General features: G+C 39.9%; 17 protein-coding genes. 13 read left to right on the forward strand and 4 right to left on the reverse strand.

The features are described 5' to 3' along the window. Positions 1 to 204: 204 nt before the first annotated feature. From CLV96_RS08050 to CLV96_RS08065, 4 genes are all read left to right on the forward strand, one after another. Entirely contained in the window at positions 205 to 1854 is a 1650-nt protein-coding gene (locus CLV96_RS08050; RefSeq protein WP_004785164.1) for an FAD-binding dehydrogenase, read from the forward strand. Then, on the forward strand, positions 1851 to 3614 hold the full coding sequence (locus tag CLV96_RS08055; RefSeq protein WP_004785456.1) for a thiamine pyrophosphate-binding protein: 1764 nt from the start codon (positions 1851 to 1853) through the stop codon (positions 3612 to 3614). The genes CLV96_RS08050 and CLV96_RS08055 overlap by 4 nt, the downstream gene beginning before the upstream one ends. 12 nt (positions 3615 to 3626) lie before the next feature. Further along, positions 3627 to 4568 carry a tRNA dihydrouridine synthase gene (locus tag CLV96_RS08060; RefSeq protein WP_040917257.1) on the forward strand — a complete coding sequence of 314 codons (942 nt, stop codon included), beginning with the start codon at positions 3627 to 3629 and terminating at the stop codon, positions 4566 to 4568. Between the two features lie 98 nt (positions 4569 to 4666). After that, positions 4667 to 5155, forward strand: a complete 489-nt coding sequence (locus tag CLV96_RS08065; RefSeq protein WP_004786228.1) for a DUF2721 domain-containing protein — start codon at positions 4667 to 4669, stop codon at positions 5153 to 5155. A 515-nt stretch (positions 5156 to 5670) separates the two neighbouring features. On the opposite strand, the gene CLV96_RS08070 is transcribed toward CLV96_RS08065, so the two are convergent. Continuing rightward, entirely contained in the window at positions 5671 to 6399 is a 729-nt protein-coding gene (locus CLV96_RS08070) for a DUF1554 domain-containing protein (protein WP_243836438.1), read from the reverse strand. Positions 6400 to 6880: 481 nt separating this feature from the next. Between CLV96_RS08070 and CLV96_RS08075 the strand changes: the two genes are divergently transcribed. Both CLV96_RS08075 and CLV96_RS08080 read left to right on the forward strand, forming a co-directional pair. Then, positions 6881 to 8191: a 3-hydroxyacyl-CoA dehydrogenase NAD-binding domain-containing protein gene (locus CLV96_RS08075; protein WP_004786042.1), complete on the forward strand. Its 1311-nt coding sequence runs from the start codon at positions 6881 to 6883 to the stop codon at positions 8189 to 8191. Between the two features lie 13 nt (positions 8192 to 8204). Next, complete coding sequence (locus tag CLV96_RS08080; protein WP_004784552.1) at positions 8205 to 9470, forward strand: acetyl-CoA acetyltransferase; 1266 nt, start codon at positions 8205 to 8207, stop codon at positions 9468 to 9470. Positions 9471 to 9963: 493 nt separating this feature from the next. Here the strand turns inward: CLV96_RS08080 and CLV96_RS08085 are convergent, their stop codons facing one another. Both CLV96_RS08085 and CLV96_RS08090 read right to left on the reverse strand, forming a co-directional pair. After that, the gene (locus CLV96_RS08085; RefSeq protein ID WP_004785528.1) at positions 9964 to 10395 is read right to left on the reverse strand and encodes an OsmC family protein; all 432 of its coding nucleotides are present in this window, start codon (positions 10393 to 10395) and stop codon (positions 9964 to 9966) included. 9 nt (positions 10396 to 10404) lie between these two features. Continuing rightward, positions 10405 to 12096, reverse strand: a complete 1692-nt coding sequence (locus CLV96_RS08090) for a methyl-accepting chemotaxis protein (protein ID WP_004786300.1) — start codon at positions 12094 to 12096, stop codon at positions 10405 to 10407. A 324-nt stretch (positions 12097 to 12420) separates the two neighbouring features. Here CLV96_RS08090 and CLV96_RS08095 point away from each other — a divergent pair, with 324 nt between their 5' ends. The 4 genes from CLV96_RS08095 (at position 12421) to CLV96_RS08110 (ending at position 17590) form a co-directional block, all read left to right on the forward strand. Further along, positions 12421 to 14223, forward strand: a complete 1803-nt coding sequence (locus CLV96_RS08095; protein ID WP_004787740.1) for a SpoIIE family protein phosphatase — start codon at positions 12421 to 12423, stop codon at positions 14221 to 14223. A gap of 79 nt (positions 14224 to 14302) precedes the next feature. Continuing rightward, entirely contained in the window at positions 14303 to 15703 is a 1401-nt protein-coding gene (locus tag CLV96_RS08100) for an MFS transporter (protein WP_004785439.1), read from the forward strand. Further along, a complete protein-coding gene (locus CLV96_RS08105; RefSeq protein ID WP_196795734.1) occupies positions 15703 to 17271 on the forward strand; it encodes an adenylate/guanylate cyclase domain-containing protein in 1569 nt (522 codons plus the stop codon). The genes CLV96_RS08100 and CLV96_RS08105 overlap by 1 nt, the downstream gene beginning before the upstream one ends. A gap of 43 nt (positions 17272 to 17314) precedes the next feature. Then, positions 17315 to 17590, forward strand: coding sequence for a hypothetical protein (locus tag CLV96_RS08110; RefSeq protein ID WP_231292460.1), 276 nt, complete (start codon positions 17315 to 17317; stop codon positions 17588 to 17590). 9 nt (positions 17591 to 17599) lie between these two features. Here CLV96_RS08110 and CLV96_RS08115 read toward each other — a convergent pair whose 3' ends face one another. Continuing rightward, positions 17600 to 18085 (reverse strand): DUF4468 domain-containing protein, encoded by a 486-nt coding sequence (locus CLV96_RS08115; protein WP_004786529.1) that lies wholly within the window; start codon positions 18083 to 18085, stop codon positions 17600 to 17602. 4 nt (positions 18086 to 18089) lie between these two features. Between CLV96_RS08115 and CLV96_RS20085 the strand changes: the two genes are divergently transcribed. The 3 genes from CLV96_RS20085 to CLV96_RS08125 all read left to right on the forward strand — a co-directional run bounded on the left by CLV96_RS20085 (position 18090) and on the right by CLV96_RS08125 (position 19361). Then, positions 18090 to 18221: a hypothetical protein gene (locus CLV96_RS20085; RefSeq protein WP_004785646.1), complete on the forward strand. Its 132-nt coding sequence runs from the start codon at positions 18090 to 18092 to the stop codon at positions 18219 to 18221. 125 nt (positions 18222 to 18346) lie between these two features. Beyond that, positions 18347 to 18637, forward strand: coding sequence for a hypothetical protein (locus CLV96_RS08120; RefSeq protein ID WP_004784480.1), 291 nt, complete (start codon positions 18347 to 18349; stop codon positions 18635 to 18637). Position 18638: 1 nt separating this feature from the next. After that, the gene (locus CLV96_RS08125) at positions 18639 to 19361 is read left to right on the forward strand and encodes a lysophospholipid acyltransferase family protein (protein WP_004787641.1); all 723 of its coding nucleotides are present in this window, start codon (positions 18639 to 18641) and stop codon (positions 19359 to 19361) included. The last annotated feature ends 2 nt before the right edge of the window (positions 19362 to 19363 follow it).

Genomic DNA, 19363 nt, shown 5'->3' on the forward strand with positions numbered 1-19363 from the left:
TTTTACTACTCCTTGTTAGCTGTTAAATTCATTCTAATATTTGAATTTGATTCCTTTCAAAAAATTTGAGTCGCATTTGTTTATTTTAAAATAATACTATGTACATTATGTTATCAATGTGTCACCAAGGCCGAAACCCTTTCAACTTTTTGGTAACAAATAAAATCTTTTAGTGATTCAAAACAAAAAGAAGGAGAGTTGTTAGTGGTCGCAAAAAACGATGTCATCGTCATCGGAGCAGGAATCGCAGGTTTGGTGGCTGCATTTGAGTGTTTAAACCAAGGAAAATCTGTTTTAATTTTAGATAGAAACACAGAAGAGCATTTAGGTGGTCTCGCTAAACTATCATTTGGTGGGATGGCCCTTGTTGGCACTCCATTACAAAAACGTTTAGGAATCAAAGATACTCCTGAGATTGCTTTGGATGATTGGCATTCATTTGCTAATTTTGGTCCCAATGATATTTTTCCCAAACAATGGGCAGAACAATATGTAAATGAAAGTCTTGGGCAGGTATATCATTGGCTTAGCAGTCTGGACTTACATTTTTTTCCAGTGGTCAATTGGGTAGAAAGAGGATTATACAAGAGGGGAAATTCTGTTCCACGTTATCATGTTCTTTGGGGAACTGGTTACCGTTTGGTGGAACGTTTCGTGGAACTATTAAAAAAACATCGAAACAATGCAAAATTGAGTTATCTATTTGAACACAAGGTTACTGATTTAATCAAAGAAAACGGTAGGATTGTAGGTTGCATCGCAGAACAAGAAAAAATGGGGAAGAAAGATTTAACATTTTATGCGGACCACGTGATGGTAGCAACAGGTGGCATCACCGGATGTTTGGATAAGGTTCGAGAACATTGGTACAAACCTTGGGGTGAGCCCCCAAAGGAAATGTTGAATGGTTCCCATCCCTTTGCTGATGGATTGGTACATGATGCCGTGCAGAAACATGGCGGAAATCTCACCCATTTAGATAAAATGTGGAATTATGCTGCTGGGATTCCCAATCCAAAACCAGAATTTGAAGGTCATGGACTTAGTTTGATTCCTTGTAAGTCGGCGTTATGGCTTGACCATTCGGGGCGTCGGATTGGGCCAGAACCGATGATGACAGGTTTTGATACTAACGAACTTTGTCATAGGATCTCGGGACTAGAAAAACCATACACTTGGCAACTCTTGAATTGGCGCATTGCGGCAAAAGAACTCGCCGTTTCTGGTTCTGAACACAATCCGATGATCCGTGATCGGAAATTAGTTTCTTTCCTAAGAGAAGTGTTACTAGGAAACCATCGTCTCGTGCGACAGTTGCAAAAAGAAAGTGATCATTTCATCGTTGCAAACAACTTACAAGAATTAGTTGATAAAATGAATCGTTTGAATGGTGATCAAACCATCGAATACGAAGTATTAAAAAAAGAAATCACCCAATATGATGATGTAATTAGGAGAGGAAAGGGTCTTTGGAACGATGACCAATTAAGGAGGATCCAACACGCCAGGTCATGGCGTTCTGATCGAGTCAGAACTTGTGCTCCAAAACCTATTCTTCATCCCAGTGCAGGACCTCTCATAGCAATCAAACTAAGGTTAATTACCCGAAAAAGTTTAGGAGGAATCCAAACTGATTTGGAAAGCCGCGTATTAGATCCATTAGGTTCGCCTATCCCTGGTTTGTATGCTATTGGTGAAGCGGCAGGATTTGGAGGTGGTGGTGCAAGTGGATTCAAATCTTTAGAAGGGACGTTTTTATCTGGTTGTATTTTGACCGCAAGAGCAGCGGCAAAGTCAGTGAACAATGGTGTTTCACTTAGAGAACATGGAAAACAAAGGAGTTTAGTCACATGAAAAAAACAGGCGCTTGGTTAGTCAGATATGCATTAGAACAAATAGGAGTTCGTTTTACCTTCGGAATTCCTGGAGTTCATAATACAGAAATTTATGATGAATTAAATAATTCTGAATTGATTCATCCAATGCTCGTTACTCATGAAGGTTGTGGTGCGTTTATGGCTGATGCCATCAGTCGTACCAGTGATTCGATTGGAACAGTTGTGATCGTACCGGCTGCGGGAGTGACTCATGCTGCGAGTGGAATTGGGGAAGCGTTTTTAGATGGGATTCCCATGTTAGTGATTGCAGGTGGAGTACGTAGCGATTCAAAATATAAATACCAATTGCACGATATGGACCAACATACGCTGGTGAAACCTATCACTAAAAAAACTTTTAAGGTAAATTCGCAAGAGGAAGTGGTAGAAACGATTTACCAAGCATACCAAATTGCCGTGACTGGAGAGCCAGGTCCCGTGTTTATAGAAATTCCTGTAAACATTCAACTGTATACTGGTCCTGTGGAAAATCTACCTAGTTACCAAGAATACTGCCAAACGAAAACAATTACTAGTTTGGCAGTATCAGAATCCAAACTGGAAGAAGCAGTTGAATTACTTTCTCAAGCAAAGTCACCTGGTTTATTTTTAGGATGGGGGGCAGTAGATGCAACAGAATCAAGTGTTGCCATTGCAGAATTACTTGGAGCACCTGTAGCAACAACCTTACAAGGGCTAAGTGCTTTTCCAGGGAATCATCCCTTGCATTGTGGAATGAGTTTTGGTCCGGCAGCGGTTCCAGCGGCAACCAAAGCTTTTGCAGATTGTGATTGTTTACTCGCTGTTGGCACCCGTTTTGCCGAAATTGCCACAGGTAGTTTTGGAGTGACCGTTCCCAAAAACCTAATTCATATCGACATCAACGAGAATGTCTTTCATAAAAATTACCCCGCGAAAGTAAACATTCAAGGCGACGCCAAAAACGTTTTGCCTGAACTGGTAAAAAAACTACAAAACAAGTTACAGCTAACAAAAGAAAGTCGGAAAGATCGAATCCAAGTGCTCACAGCAGAGATCAAAAAAAACAAACAAAACTATATGGAGGAATGGTTCCAACATGATAGTAAGGATAAAGTGAATCCGGTAAAATTCTTTAGTGCTTTACGTACCTCTTTACCCGATGATGGTTTTGTTGTAGTGGATGACGGGAACCATACATTCCTCACTGCGGAACTAATGCCGATCCACAAACCAAGACATATGATCTCTCCGACAGATTTTAATTGTATGGGTTATGCAGTTCCAGCAACCATTGCCACTAAACTTGCCAATCCTGACAAAGCAGTAGTTGGGATCATTGGTGACGGGGCCTTTCTAATGACTTGTATGGAATTAATCACTGCCAGTAGAAACAAAATTGGAGCCGTATTTGCTGTTTTTAATGATGGTGAGTTATCCCAAATTTCCCAAGCCCAACAAGTTCCTTACAATCGGAAAACCTGTACTGTACTTGGAACCACAAGGTTTGAAGGGATTGCTTTAGCCACTGGAGCAGAATATATCAACATTCAAACTAACGATGAAATTAAACAAAAGTTAGATGAAGCTTGGAATCTCACAAAAGAAGGCCGTCCGGTCATTTTGGATGTCCATATCGATTACAGTAAAAAAACTCGTTTCACCCAAGGGATCGTTGGCACCAATTTGAAACGTTTGCCATTCGCTGCAAAAATTCGAATGATTGGCCGGGCCCTTGTGCGAAAAGTGACTGGATAGGACTATTTTGTTTTGCGAATCTTACTGGCACCCATGGAAGGACTTCTCGATTACCGATTGCGTGATACACTCACACGCGTAGGTGGTTTTGATGAATGTGTCAGTGAATTCATTCGTGTGAATGATACTCTCCTCCCTTCGCATAGATACTACCGATATGTCCCCGAGTTGTATGAAGGTTGCCGCACCAAAGCGGGAGTTCCTGTCAAAGTACAATTGTTAGGTTCTGATATCAACTGTATGGCGGAGAATGCAAGTAAGGTGGCATCCCTTGGTGCCTATGGAATTGATATTAATTTTGGATGCCCTGCTCCCACTGTGAACCGTAACCGTGGTGGGGCGGCTCTTCTCAAAGAACCGGACCAGATGTTTGCGATTGTAAAAGCAATTCGTAGTGCCGTTCCCAAAGAAATCCCTGTGACAGCAAAGATGCGCCTTGGTTTTGATTCCACCGAACTAGCGCTAGTTTGCGCAAAAGCATTGGAAGACGGAGGGGCCGAAGAAATTGTGGTTCATGCCAGAACGAAAACAGATGGATACAAACCTCCTGCCTATTGGGATTGGATCTCAAAAATTCGTTCTACTGTAAAAGTTCCCTTAGTTGCCAATGGAGAAATTTGGACTGTGGATGATGCCAAAAGATGCCTTGAAGTTTCTGGTTGTAAAGACATCATGATTGGACGAGGTGTCGTTGCAAACCCTGCTCTTGCTTTAATGATTCGGAAAGAAAGAAACGAAAGTCTCTCTTGGGAAGAAATGAAAGAAATTTTATTTCAGTATTGGTTGAGTTTAGAATCCGATATGGAAGCAAAAAGTCGAGCTGGAAGGATCAAACAATGGTTACACTATTTAGCCCGCCAATACCCTGAAGCCGAAAGAGATTTTGAAATCGTAAAACGATTCACAAACCTGGAAGATTTTGATCATTACTGGAATTGCCTCGTAATTGTATAAAACAAATCTTCATCCCCTTTCTTTGTTTTATTTAACCCTTTCAGGTACAAATCGAAAAAATAGTTTCAAAAGGAACATTACTCACTACTTTAATCCTTATGTTCGAATCGTTTTCCAATTCTGAAATCCTTTCCGGTATGATCACCCCAGCCGTTCTTGTTTCCGCATGTGCTAGTTTGATATTTTCCACAGCCAACAGACTAGGACGAATTTTTGATCGCGTGAATCTTTTGAAATCGGAAGTGGAATTACTACTCGAAGGCAAACGAGGTTTTCAAAAGGAACGGATGGTTTATATGCGCCACCAACTCTCTGTTCAAAAAAAACGTGCCGTCCTCATCCAACGTTCCATGGCCTTTTTGTATTTGGCAACTTCCCTGTTTGTGATTTCGAGTCTGACACTTGCCATCACCCTTGCCTTTGCCAAAGAATATTCTTGGATACCCACTGTGGTGGCAATCACCGGTGGAATTTGTTTGTTTTTGGCTAGTGCCCTTTTATTTTACGAAAGCAGATACAATCTAACATTCATTAACCGGCAAATTGAATTTACGGAATTTCTAGAAAGGGAAGTGGATAAGAAATAGAAATTTAAAAAATCATTTCTAAAGAAACAATGCACCAAAAGGATTTTTGATTTTCCTTTTGGGCGCCTCGAATCCGTTAGTTGAATGTGATTTGATTCAATAACGACCGCGTTATCCGCTCCAATCTTTCGCATCGCGAAAGGATTTCCGCTACTACCGCTGGCGCTGGGATATTATTTTGATTCATCCGCAAATATTCACAATTAAAGTTCATTCCTGATTTTTTGTGAACTCTTGGTTCCGCACCAGGGATCCGTAGGGCTTGGTCTGAAGAGGCGTAAGCCGCTGAAGACGGGAGCGTGAGCGCACCCCGGAGAGAGCCCGCCCGGGTGCCCAGAGCGTAAACTATGAACTTATCGAAATTAAAATCTGAGATTTTCAGAAAGGGCGTGCGAAAAGGAGCTGGTCGTGGTAAAGGGAACGCATTGGGCGGCGGGTCAAGTTCCCCACCCAATTCAGGGCGGGGAGATTAGATTCACTCAAACACAACTTGCGGCGAAATACAAAAGTAAAACTTATTGTTCTACACAAACTAACATGTGTACATTGGAACAACCACTGGTTCCTACCCCTCCAATGAGTCCTGATCCTGTAGAATCCCAAGTGCCGAATGTCGTACTATTGCCACCTGCATTGGTTGTCCAATCCAAACAATCACTTGCATTACTTGTCCAATCGGCATTCATTCCTGTAACAATTCCATTGGTAATGACTAAATTCGCTAATATTTCAACGGAGTTTGTCAATGGGAAGCTAAACACTCCATTGGCTGTCGTCGTTCCAATCACTGTGGTTCCGTCTTTACGACGATATTCTTTATTCGGTTTTAATACCCAACCTATGTGTTCGGAAGTCCCACCACTGCAATTTGCTGTGGTGCAGGCCTTTCGGTTCACACCATCAGTTACAAGTGCTTTGTAGGTTCCGCCCCCTGATGGTTTATTTGTATCCGTTTGGCAGTTGTTATCAAGTCCAGCAATCCCTGCATTTTTAGTGGCAGCTCCGGCTGTTGCGAACATTTTACAAAATCCATTTGTGGCACAAGTCCCGGTAGAAGTATTAGCTGTGGTGGCACTTGACGAAGACTGGTTTTGTGTCACTAGTGCCACGGCTGCACTACTAAGGTCGCTGTTTTCTGATTTTTCCGCACAAGAAAAAGACAATGCGAGTGTCATTGTAACGGAAGCGATGAGTATAAAAATACGAGTAAATTTTCCAAAAATTAAGGATTTTCCATTGAACATTAAAAATGTGACCACCTTGAATGCAACAACCTAACTTAGGCAAATGCCTAGTCAACAATTTATATCTACTGTTTGGTATATAAAGCTTCTCCTTTTTGATACTGAGAGGATTTAAAAACTTAGTACTAGCGCCAGGGACCAGAAGGGCTTGGTCCGAGGAGGAGGAACTCCTACCGAGGACGGGAGCGAACGCGCACCCCGGAGGAGGCCCGCCCGGGCGCCCAGAGTCGAAACTGCGAACTTAATCGAATTAAAATGGGGGATTTTCAGAAAGGGCGTGCGAAAAGGAGCTGGTCGTGGTAAAGGGAACGCATTGGGTGGCGGGTCTAGTTCCCCACCCTCAAATCGGGCGGGGAAAGTGTACCCCTGCTCCAGCTCCCCTCCGACCCTCTTTTGTAACAAATCTGACAAAAAAAAACGATTTTCCTGTCACCTCGGCTTTCTAGAACGGTAAGTAAAAATTAGATTCGGAAATTCCTTCATGAGAGAAATCAAAACTGTCACGATTTTAGGTGCCAACGGAGCCATGGGTTCTGGAAGTGCGGGCGTCATTGCTGCCTTCGGTGGTGCTAAAGTCCATATGCTCGCTAGAGATGTTGAAAAAGCAAAACAGGGTATCGAAGCCGCTGTCGCATCCGTAAAAACGGATACCATTCGCGCAAGAATGATCCCTGGTTCCTACGATGCGGATCTGGAAAAAGCTGTCGCAGAGTCAGATTGGGTATTCGAACTCGTGGCGGAAAGTTACGAAGTCAAAGAACCGATCAATACTCGCATTGCAAAGGCTCGCCGTCCCGGAACCATCGTATCCACTGTATCCTCTGGACTTTCCATTGGTCGATTGGCAAAAGCTTACGATGAAGATGGTCAAAAACACTACTACGGAACCCATTTTTTTAACCCTCCTTATAAAATGATCCTTTGTGAACTCGTCACTCACTCAGGGAATGATAAAAAAGTTACACAAGCGTTAGGTGAATACTTAGAAAAAGTACTCGGCCGTGCTGTTGTGTATACAAACGACACTCCTGCTTTTGCTGGAAACCGTATTGGATTTCAGTTGATGAATGAAGTGGCTCACTTTGCAGAAAAGTATGCTGACAAAGGTGGAATCGCCCTTATGGACGAAATCATGTCAGGTTATACTGGCCGTGCGATGGGACCACTCGCTACTGCTGACTTCGTGGGACTAGATGTCCATAAAGCGATCGTAGACAATATCTATGACAATACAAAAGACGAAGCTCACGAAACATTCAAACTTCCTGGTTACTTCCAAAAATTAATCGATGCCGGTAAACTCGGAATGAAATCTGGTGGTGGTCTCACTAAGGTTGTGAAACATCCTGACGGAAAACGTGAGAAGTTTGTTTACAATATCAAAACGGGTGAGTACGATCCGTACCCAAAATTTGATATTCCTTTTATCAAAGAAGCTCGCCAAAAAATTAAAGATTCTGATTACAAAGGTGCGATGGATGTAGTTAAAAAAGCATCCGGTTTCGAAGCAGACATTGCTCGTTATTTCATTTCACGTTACATCAGTTATTCGCTCTCTCTCGTTGGAGAAGTAGTGGATACAAAAGAAAATACTGACGGCGCCATGGGTTTTGGATTTAACTGGGTTCCTGCGTCTGCGTTTGTTGATTTCCTTGGTGGACCAAAAGAAACAATTAAGTTAATGGAAGCGTCTAAGATTCCAGTTCCAAAACTTTTAAAAGATGCAAAAGAAGGCAAAAAGTTCTACGAACTTGGCGACAAACTTGATGCAAGGTCTCTCTTCAAAGGTTAATTAGGAGTATCATATGAGTGAAAAAGTATTCGTATTAGGCGGAGAACAAACCGACTTCCAAAGAAACTGGACCAAAGAAGGAAAAACCTTCATGTCCATGATGCGCGAAGTATTAGATGATGCTCTTGAAAAAGTTGGCATTAGTTATGATGAAATCAAACGATTGAACAAAGAAAACAAAGTGGCTGTTTTTGTTGGTAACTTTGATGCGGAACAGTATGCCAACCAAGGCCACTTAGGTGCTTTCCTTACAGAAGTAAACCCTGCCCTTTTTGGTGTTCCTGGTGCTCGTTACGAAGCCGCTTGTGCTTCTGGATCGGTTGCCCTTGATGCTGCCATCACACATATCCGTGCTGAAGATTACGATCTAGCAATTGTTCTTGGTGTGGAAGTGATGAAAACAGTTTCTTCTTCAGTGGGTGGTGACTTCCTTGGAACTGCTGCATATTATGAAAAAGAAGCGAAGGGAGTTCAATTTCCTTTCCCTAAACTTTTCGGAAAACTTGCAGACGTGATCTTAGAAAGATACGAACTAAAAGAAGAACGTTTTATGGATGCACTTGCTGAAATTTCACGTATCAACTATGCAAACGCAAAACGTAACCCTAAAGCACAAACTCGTACATGGTTCATGAACAAAGAACATGCGATGGCACGTGGTGGAGATAACAATATGGCAGTGGGTGGAAGACTTTGTATCACTGACTGTTCTCAAGTAACAGACGGTGCTGCGGTGACTTTACTTGCTTCCAAAGGTTATGCAAAAGAATACGCTAAAAAAACTGGCCGCAAATTCGATGATATCCCTCGCATCAAAGGTTGGGGTCACAGAGTGGCACCAATTACGTTTGAAGCAAAAAAACTGGAATCCGTTGGGGACAAATACATCCTTCCATGGACTCGCCAAACAGTAAAAGATGCTTACAAACGTGCTGACTTAGATGTAAAAAACATCGATGTGTTTGAAACACATGACTGTTTTACTTCTTCTGAATATGCTGCGATTTCTGCATTTGGAATCTCAGAACCAGGAAAAGAACACATCGCAATCGAAGAAGGAACCATTGACTTTGGTGGTAAAAAACCAATCAATCCATCCGGTGGACTCATTGGTGTGGGTCACCCAGTAGGTGCTTCTGGGGTTCGTATGATGCTTGACCTTTACAAACAAGTAACTGGAACAGCAGGAGACTACCAAGTGAAAGGAGCAAAGAACGGTCTGATGCTCAACATTGGTGGATCTGCAACGACGAACTTCGTGTTCATCTTAGGAAAGTAAAAAAACAATTAAGTAGAGGAGTCGGATATTTTCCGATTCCTCTTCAATATCCCACAAATTTCCTCTTTTCTTTCTTCCGAAAAAAAATTTTTGTTTTATGAAGTAATGGTTCTCTTTTGTTTTCTCAAAAAAACTTAAATATTTTTTTGATTGTAATTGGTTTATTGGCAACTTACATCAACTATTCGTTTAGAGGCTGGAAGAAAGATTATCTATCTCATGCAAAAAGCATGGTACAGCTTATATTAGCTGAGTTTCCAAATCTTGAAGAGTGCAAAATTATTCCGATAGCACTAAGAAAAAAATTCACCCCATCAGAATCACTTTATTCTATTGATACTATGTTTATTATTATCCCCCTTTTTGGATCCCTTTACTTTTTTTCACATACGGTACTAGTGGTTTTAAAATTTCTAAGCAATTGTCCAAGATAGAATAAAAGTTTGCATAATTCTCTACCTAAACTCATGAACCCTAAGGAAACTTCAGGTTTTTACTTTCTTCGGATTTCTCCTGCCAAATCAGTACCTGGGGCAATGGTGTTAAACACAGTTCCATATTTTTTTATATTTTCATGTAACAAATGCAGACGGTCATCTGATTCGTCTGTATCCACAATGACTTCGTAGCGAATCGATTCCATTTTTGGTGGTACATCCTGACGAATTCCATCGACAATGACTTGAATCCCATTGAATTGGAAATGAAGGATGGGAGCCACCCTTTCCACTCCCTTAATGATGCAAGCCGAAAGAGCTGACAGTAACAACTCCGCCGGATTAAATGCATTTGAATTTCCAGCCATATCCGTATCTAATGTTATTTCTGCTGATTTACATCGAGAAAGACTCGAATGGGAATCAACTCTCAAAGTTTCCACTTGGAATTTCATTTTTGGTTTTGCATTTGAGTCCGGGTTTGTCATAACGTATCCTTAAAACTGAAAACGAAAAGCAACTGAGTCCAATCTGTCTGCAACGAACCCTAAGTTAGTGATAGACTCTTCAATCGCCCCAATGGTTTGTTTTTGTTCGTTTGCTGCAGCTGATAACTCTTCTACAATCGCAGATGTATTGATAAGTTGCGTTTGAATCTTTTCCATATTTCCTAAAACATTTCCCGACATCGATTCAGTTCCTTCCGTAGAACCATTGATCTTTTCTGCACTGGTCTTTGTTTCTTCTGCATTCTTTAAAATTTTGTCCATCTCCATTTGAACGGATTCAAACTCCAATGATCCGATCTCAACTTCAGTAAGTCCTTCTTTGATATCAGTGACCGTTTGTAAAATTTTTGATGTTAATTCAGAGATGAAAGCAGATATTTCTTTGGCCGATTGATTAGATTGTTCTGCAAGTTTGCCGACTTCCCCTGCAACCACTGCAAAACCTTTTCCAGCCTCCCCTGCCCTTGCCGATTCTATGGAAGCATTTAATGAGAGTAAGTTTGTCTTTTCAGAAATAGAAGTAATAGTCTCTGTAATTTTTCGAATCGCCTTGGTTTTTTCACCAAGTTCTTTAATGACCTCAGAAGTTTTGAAAATTTGTTTTCTGGCTTTCTGAAATTGGGCCATTGCCTTATCAGAACAATTTTTTCCAACTAAGGAAAAGTGATATGACTCCGTGGATTCCAACTGGACAACATTCGACTCTGTTCGTATATTACTTATTAGATGATTCAGTATATCCATTTCTTGGAAAATACTATCAGAACTTTCACGAGTCACAATACTAGAATCTGCCAAGGAATACATAGCCTTAGATAATTCCTGAAAGGCGATATGAATATGTTCGACAGCGTAAGTGAGAGCACCAATTTGAGTTTTTACAATTTCGGCGTTCCCGATCAATTGAGAAATCATTCCTCGAAATTCAAATTGTGTTTTTTTAATCAATGGGAAAATTTCGGAATAATCACCTCTAGTCTCAAAAATCACATCGAATTTCAATTTCCCACTGTATAAATTCTCAAGATATTCCTTCACCTTTAGAAAGGAATTTTTATTTTTGCGAATCGTTAGAAACCCAAACGTTGCCGTAATCATAAATAAAACAAAACCCAAAATTGATATGAGTGGGCTCGAGAGAAAAACTAAATCAAAGTCTGCTTTAAGATAAAACAATACCAACAAAAATCCACTAACAATCGTTTGTATTAAAAAAACAGAAGGACATGAGAACCCAAAAATCGATGGTGCTGTTGTCTCAAGTTTGCCTCGTCCAGAATTCATTTTCGCATATAAGATTTCTGCATTACGAATTTGTTCTGTGGTTGCCTTGGTGCGAACTGACATGTAACCGACATGTTTTCCATCTTCGTAAATTGGTGAGACGTTTGCATCCACCCAGTAAAAATCCCCGTTTTTACAGCGGTTCTTCACAATACCCACCCAAGAATGTTGTGCCTTAATTGTTTCCCACAGATCTTGAAATGCACCTTTTGGCATCTCGGGATGACGGATTAGGTTGTGTGGTTGTCCAATGAGTTCTTTTTCTGTGTATCCACTAATGCGTAAAAAATCCTCATTCACATAAGTGATGATTCCTTTTAGATCTGTTTTGGAAGTGATCTTGGTTCCTTCTTGGAACTCTACTTCCTTGTTTGTGATGGGAAAATTCTGACGCATGTATTCTTTGTATTTTGAAAGGTCTTACCGTCCAAGTACATTTTCCATGGATACAAAACTGAAATCACATCTTCCGATTTTTCGATTACCTTACAAAGAAACAGAATCGGAACGTTGTTCTTTTTTAAAACCCGTAATCGATCTTCAGAGTTAGATGTTTATTTTTAATAACCTAATTATCGATAGGTGATAATTCAAAAAGAGAACCACTTCTACTCATAAAACTATCGTAAAGTTTCTCAGGAAATCCAACCCTTCGGCTTGACTTTTGTTAATTGATCCTTCAATATATGCAGGAACAAAAAGGTAAGATCAGGTGACAAAGTGAAACGAGAAACTCTTTTCTGGGATCTTACTCTAAAACTAGAAGCATTCACACACACCGTCCCTGTTCCCTTTGCTGTATACTATGCAATCATCACACAAAAAATGGAACCAGAACATTGGAAAATTTTCATTGCACTTTGTGTGGTTTTTGCGACCGGGATTGGCCTACTTGGTACTTTTATTCGCCACCTTCTTCTCAAATATGTATATGCAAAAATTGAAAGGGTTTCTATTCCAGCAACCGGACTTTCATCTCTTTCAAAAGAAGAAATGGAATATGCTAGATCAGTAAAAATACTTTTATTCCGTTACCCTTTGTTAGAAGCCATTATTATCGTAATACGTTGGTTATCTGGTGTAATCCCAATTAGTTTTTTATTTTTTTATTTGGTGGCATATATGCCATCTGTTCTTCGTTCTGCCATTTTTACTTTTGTCATGATTGCACCTATTTCATTTGTTACATATTATTTCATATCCGAAAGTTGTATTCGCCCACTTTTCGACCTTCCTCAGATCAAAAACATAGAACTACAAGAAAAGGATATTCCCAAATTTAATTATTTCGCAAGGATCCTTGTTGCTTTTTTTAGTTTGGCAGCTCTCCCTTTTGTTATCTTTTCCTATATTCTGTATTCACTTACAATGGGAGAAATCGCTGTTCAGGATCCACTGATTCCGATTGTTACTGTTTCCTTTATTTTTATCATCCCTCTTATCGTTTGTTCTTATGTAGTTGCTAAATCTGTGAATGAAGGACTAAATGAAACCAGCAGATCTTTAGGAGAACTTTCTAAAGGAAATTTTGATGTTGTTGTTACTCCAAAATCCAGTGATGATTTTGCCAAACAAGCATTCTATTTAAACTCAGTGATTACCAAGTTAAAAGGTATGTATGAAGAAATTAGAAACTTAAATGAAGGATTGGAAGAAAAGGTCACACAAAGAACCAACGAACTCAATCAATCTCTAAAAGATATTAGCAATTTAAAAATCCAACAAGATGGCGATTATTTTCTTACCTATCAACTACTAAACCCTCTGGCTATTAAAGACGTAGTTAGTACACAACTAGAAGTGGATCATCTTGTCCGACAAAAAAAAGTCTTCGAATACAAAAACCAAAGATATGACATTGGTGGTGATATCAACATTTCCCATTCCATCGTATTACAAAACAGAAGGTTCTTATTATTTGCCAATGCGGATGCCATGGGAAAATCTATGCAAGGTGCGGGGGGTGCTCTTGTATTTGGAGCTGTTTTTCAGTCCATTGTCCAAAGGACAAAAACAGATCCAGGATACCAAGCCTTTGGTCCAGAGGATTGGTTGAAATACAATCTCCAAGAAATGCATATGATCTTTGAAGCATTTGATGGAACCATGCTCGTATCCCTCACCATGGGGCTTCTAGAAGAAGACACAGGAAGATTATTTTTTTTAAATGCGGAACATCCTTCCCTTGTTTTATATCGAAAAGGAAAAGCAGAGTATATTTCCGCAGACGTGTCGTATAGAAAATTAGGGACCTTAGGTGCAATGCCCATCCAACATATCAAAGAATTCCAACTCCAAGCAGAAGATATTCTGATCATTGGATCCGATGGAAAAGATGATCTTTTGCGTTTAGATGAAGAAGGAAAATGGGAAGTGAATTCAGACGAACAGACTTTTTTAAAACTTGTTGAATCAACAGAAGCCAACTTACTTGCCATCACAAAACAAATCGAGTCCTTAGGCCAAGTCATCGATGATATTTCTCTAATAAAAATTTGTTATTTACCCAAAAAAATTTCTTAGGTAAAAACTGATTTCATCCAAAGATTAGAATTTTCTTCCCAGATATACAACTCCTACCGTCCAATACTTGAGTCCAGGAATGAACCAAACAAAACTAAAACTCCCCATAAAAATGGGATATGGATTGGCAGAAACTGGCATAACAGCCGTTCAACTATTCACACAAATTTACTTGCTCAAATTTTACACAGAAATCGTGGGCTTAAACTCAAGTTTGGCCGGGATTGCTCTTTCTATTTCGGTCGTCTGGGATGCCGTCAGTGACCCTCTGATGGGCAGAATTTCTGATCATACTCATTCCAAATGGGGACGAAGAAGACCTTATATCCTTTTGGGTGGAGTTTTACTTTCACTTGCAGTTCTTCTTCTCTTTTCCCCTCCTCATCTAACAACGCAAATAGGGAAATTTACTTACCTTTTATCAGTTTATCTTTTTGTAAACACTGCCATGACGATTATCTCTGTTCCTCATATCGCCTTAGGGGGAGAACTGAGTTTCGAAAGGAACGAAAGGACTTCTGTTTTTGGTTGGAGACTGTTCTTTAGTAACATTGGAATGCTGATTGGTATGATTGTTCCTGCTGCCATTTTACAATCTTTAGGTGACGAATCTTCCAAAGAAAACATAATCCTATCGCGCACAACTGCAGGAGAAATTGTGTCTTTAGTCATTTTGGTTTCTTCCATCATTACATTTTTTGTGACAAAAGGAAAAGACAGAACAGTAAAAAAGTTAGAACAAAAAATCCCATTTTTTAAAGCGTTTATATCCGTTTTAAAAAACAAAATGTTTCTCATTTTGCTTTTTGCCTTTATCATCGCAACCATTGGTAGAACCTTTAATTCCGCTATTGCACTTTACTATTACGAATTTCGTTTGGGGCTCAAGGAGTCTTTGGTTGTCATCAATATCCTCCTCCCATTTTTTTTAGTCCTGCTCCTTTCGATTGGATTTTGGGTTTGGATCGCTAAAAAAATTGGGAAAAAAATCCCTGCTTTTCTCGGCGTTTTTTGCCTGGGAATTCTAACCGTCATCGCCTATCCTCTGTTTCCTTATGGAGAGTTAAGACCACCACTCATTGTTGCATTTATCGGAGGAATCTGTGCCGGTTCCATCCTCATTATGGACTCCATCTTAACTGATGTTGTGGATTATGATGAATTCAAAACAGGAGAAAAACGAGAGGGATTGTATTTTGGAATTTGGAAGATGGGTGTTAAATTTTCGCAAGCCTTTGGAATTGCCATCACCGGTTTTTTACTCGACTTGATTGGATTTCAAAATGGAGCTCCGACACAATCACAAGAAGTAGGATTTCGCCTTGCTATGATTTTTGGACCTGGTGTTGGATTCTTTTTTATTTTTGGATCCATTCTCTTTTTGTTTTTTCCCCTCACTGACAAAAAACATATCCAAGTCCAAAGAATCTTATTGAAACGAAAACAAAAAGGCCCTCTCCTTAAGGAAGAATTATCATGATGAAACCAGGTCGCACTCTACAATTCATTGCCTTTTTACTAATCTATTTTATTGTTCCTTTTTGTGCCTGTTTGTTTACGTTGTTATTTGCTAACTATACCGCGTCTGCTTTTTTGCCAGACCAGTTCCTAGCATTATTCGAAGCCACTCAAATCAAAAACGATTTAACACTCGCTATATTTACTTGGGCACCCTTTCCCATCATTACTCTCATTTTATTCTTTTATAGTTTACCAATTGCAAAATTTCTTTTTTCTACTAAAGGTTGTAACTTTATCTCAGAAGAGAGAGCTCGTCATCGAATTGTTCACTCACCACTGACGATAAGTATATTAGGATTTATTGGTTGGGAACTTTCAAATTTTTTAAGCGTATGTCGAATTGATAGACTCTTCCCAGAAGCACCCCACCAAAGTATCGTTACTGTTTCTATTTTATTCGGTTTCTGGGGATTATTTGCCTTTGCATTCTCATACGCCACTACCACTTACTTAAATAAACTCCTTATCATCCCTTGTGTATTTCCAGAAGGTGGACTTGGGAAATATGCCCATGGAAAACAATTTTCTATTGTCACAAAACAATTTATCTTTTGGGCCGCATCTACCCTTTTCCCGATCGTTCTTCTCATCTTTGGAATTTTGCTCAGAACAAACCAAAACATTTTTAATTTACATGAACTAGTTCATAATGATGTCCTATTTGAAGTCATCGCCATTATGCTCGTCTTTTCGTTTGCATTTGCAATGTCTTTTGCTTCCAGTTTACAACACCCACTCAACCAAATCGAAAAAGCAACAGCACTCATCAAAGAACAAAAGTTTGATACCAGGGTAAAAATTTTTAGTTCCGATGAACTAGGTCTACTGGGTGATGCTGTAAACGAAATGGCGGAAGGTCTTGCGGAAAGAGAAAGAATCAAAGACACGTTCGGTCGAATTGTAGATCCAAGAGTCAGAGATTATTTACTTTCCAATGAACATAGTTTAGGTGGAAAAGTGGTAGAAGCCTCTATTTTATTTTCAGACCTGAGGGATTTTACAACACTTTCCGAAAAACGAAAGCCGGAAGAAGTATTGTATATCCTCAATCGTTATTTCCAGGAAATGAGCAATGCCATTGAAATCCACGGTGGTTTTATTAATAAATTCATTGGGGATGCCATCCTTGCAGTTTTTGGGACTCCGATGCCAATGGCTGACCACGCCGAACGTGCGTTTGCAACTGCCCTCCAAATGCAGAAGAATTTAGATTCACTCAATGCCCAATTTTTAAGAGAAGGACTTACCGAGCTAAAGATGGGAATTGGGATCCACACGGGGAGCCTTCTTGTGGGAAATATCGGTTCTGCCAATCGGATGGAATTTACAGTGATTGGAGATACCGTGAATACTGCCTCTCGAGTGGAAGGACTTTGCAAAGGTTTAAAGAAAAATCTTCTTCTCACTGAAAATACATCGATCCTTCTACCGGAAAACATTCGGTCAAAACTAAAGCCTGAAGGTGAATATGAATTGAAAGGTAGAGAGACCAAAGAAAGTATTTATTCTTATTCAAACGCCGAATAAAATGATTGAACCAAATTCGAAAACTATACAAACTGGGGTTGGAATGAAGTTCACATTTGGAATATTTTTGTTTTGCCTTTCTTTGGTTTCCTGTAACGAAATCAAGTTGGTAAATACCAAAGACATTTTAGACCTTTTAGAGGGGGATGGAACACAAGGTGGGTATTCCTCATCGGATTCTTCTGGTTCTTCGTCTAATTCATCCACTAACAATAGAAATTCGAACAATCTAAACCACTATGGACTGACTGATTCTGCGACGGGAACCAATACTTACGGATCTACGGGCACCACAGTGGGAAACCCGCTCGGATATTAAACATTTCCGTTATTTAATAAATTCAAAAAAATCATCCATTAATGGTTTGAAGCAAGACCTGATTGTAATCTTAGCAACCTTCTCATTTTTGGGTCCATAATTTAAAACGATATCATTCGGATCACGAATGAAGGAAAAGATTTTGTTGATCTGCATTTCCGCATGCCCATCTCGAATTTTAACTACGTATTCAAATTCATGTTCATTGGCGTCCACCTCACCAATTCCATAAGGAACGTAACATTTAATCAGACCAATTCCTTTTAGTTCGCCTGTGTCCTGGTTTTCCAATTCGATTTTGGAAAGTTCGGGATCCAATTTGTATTCCAACCATTGTTTTGCTTTTAGAAAACTGCGAGTTTTTTGGTAGGTTTTGTGGTCTCTTGCGTCTTCTGTGGTTCGATATTTGGAAGAAACAATCCAAAGTTTCAAGCACATTGAGTTCTGAAAGAACAGGAAAAATACAGATAAAAGGATGAGTCGTTTTGCCATCATTTCTATGCTTCCCTTTCGTCACCCGGCTCGCAAAACAAATCTTCACAAAGATGGAAAATTTTCTCTTTATTCGGAAGCAGAGGGAAGGGCACTACATTCGGTGGCAATAGGGATGTGTTCTGGTTTGTTTTTTTGATCTTATGTCTCTTGGACTCGATTCTATCTCTCACCTTATTATTTTCGGAACTGCCCTCCCCCATTCTACAGTGCCCAAATAAAAATTGGATTGAATTTGTCAGGGCATCACTTTCAATCTTGAACATGCCCGATTTTGATCGTATTGATCTTATGAATTATGCCATGTACGGAAATGATTTTGATCCCCAATGGGATGAGATCCGTGCATTTTTAAAAACGAATGTATCTGCTCAAAAAGAGCTAGAAGAGATTAAAAGAACAGTTCCGAGCCCCCATGTAGGAAAAAAACGTAGAGAGCCTCTCGCCACTGATCCGAGAGAGTCTAGTGCGAGTAGCGGAATGAACCAAGAAGTCAGGACTCCCACCGGAGACTCTTCTGCCAAATCTTGGTGGCAAAAAATCTTAGGAGAATGAAATGGAAAACACCGTAGACCAAGTCAAAAAGAATGTTGAGAACATCAAAAAGTTTGTAACTCCGTTCTTCAATTTGGCGGTAAACACAACAGTCTACGGTTACCATAACATTGTGCCGAATGGCAAACTCATTCTCACCTGCAATCATAGAAGCGATATGGATCCTTTCGTAATCGGTTCTGTGTTTCCAAGATTTATTTCTTGGATTGCGGCAGAGTATACCACTCGCATTCCTCTCTTTAAGGATCTGGTAGAAAAAACAGGAACCATTCCTATGGCCATCGATGGCAATATCTCAATGGCCAGTATCAAAAAGGTACAACAAGTCTTTAAAAATGGGGATGTATTAGGAATCTTTCCTGAAGGCCATGACTATATGGTGCAAAACGATTTTTCTGCCCCACTTGCTAACTTTCATTCTGGATTTGCTGCCTTTAGCCTTCGGAACAAAGTGGATATCCTCCCCACCGTCATCATTCCAGATGAAGAAACAGTTACAGATTATCCCATTCCGCCACTTGTCCGTGCCTTTATGGGTATGCCCAAAGAAGTTTGCGATATCAAACGTCGAGTGGTTTACAAAAAGATCAATGTTGTATTTGGGGAAGTGATCAAATACGACACTTACGCTCACCTACCACTTGACAAGGGTATGGTGGAGGTTTCGAACGAGACCAAACGTAGAATGGGCGAATTGCAGAAAGTAGATTATTTAAAAAAATAATC

This window comes from Leptospira meyeri (genome assembly GCF_004368965.1).
Classification (GTDB): domain Bacteria; phylum Spirochaetota; class Leptospiria; order Leptospirales; family Leptospiraceae; genus Leptospira_A; species Leptospira_A meyeri.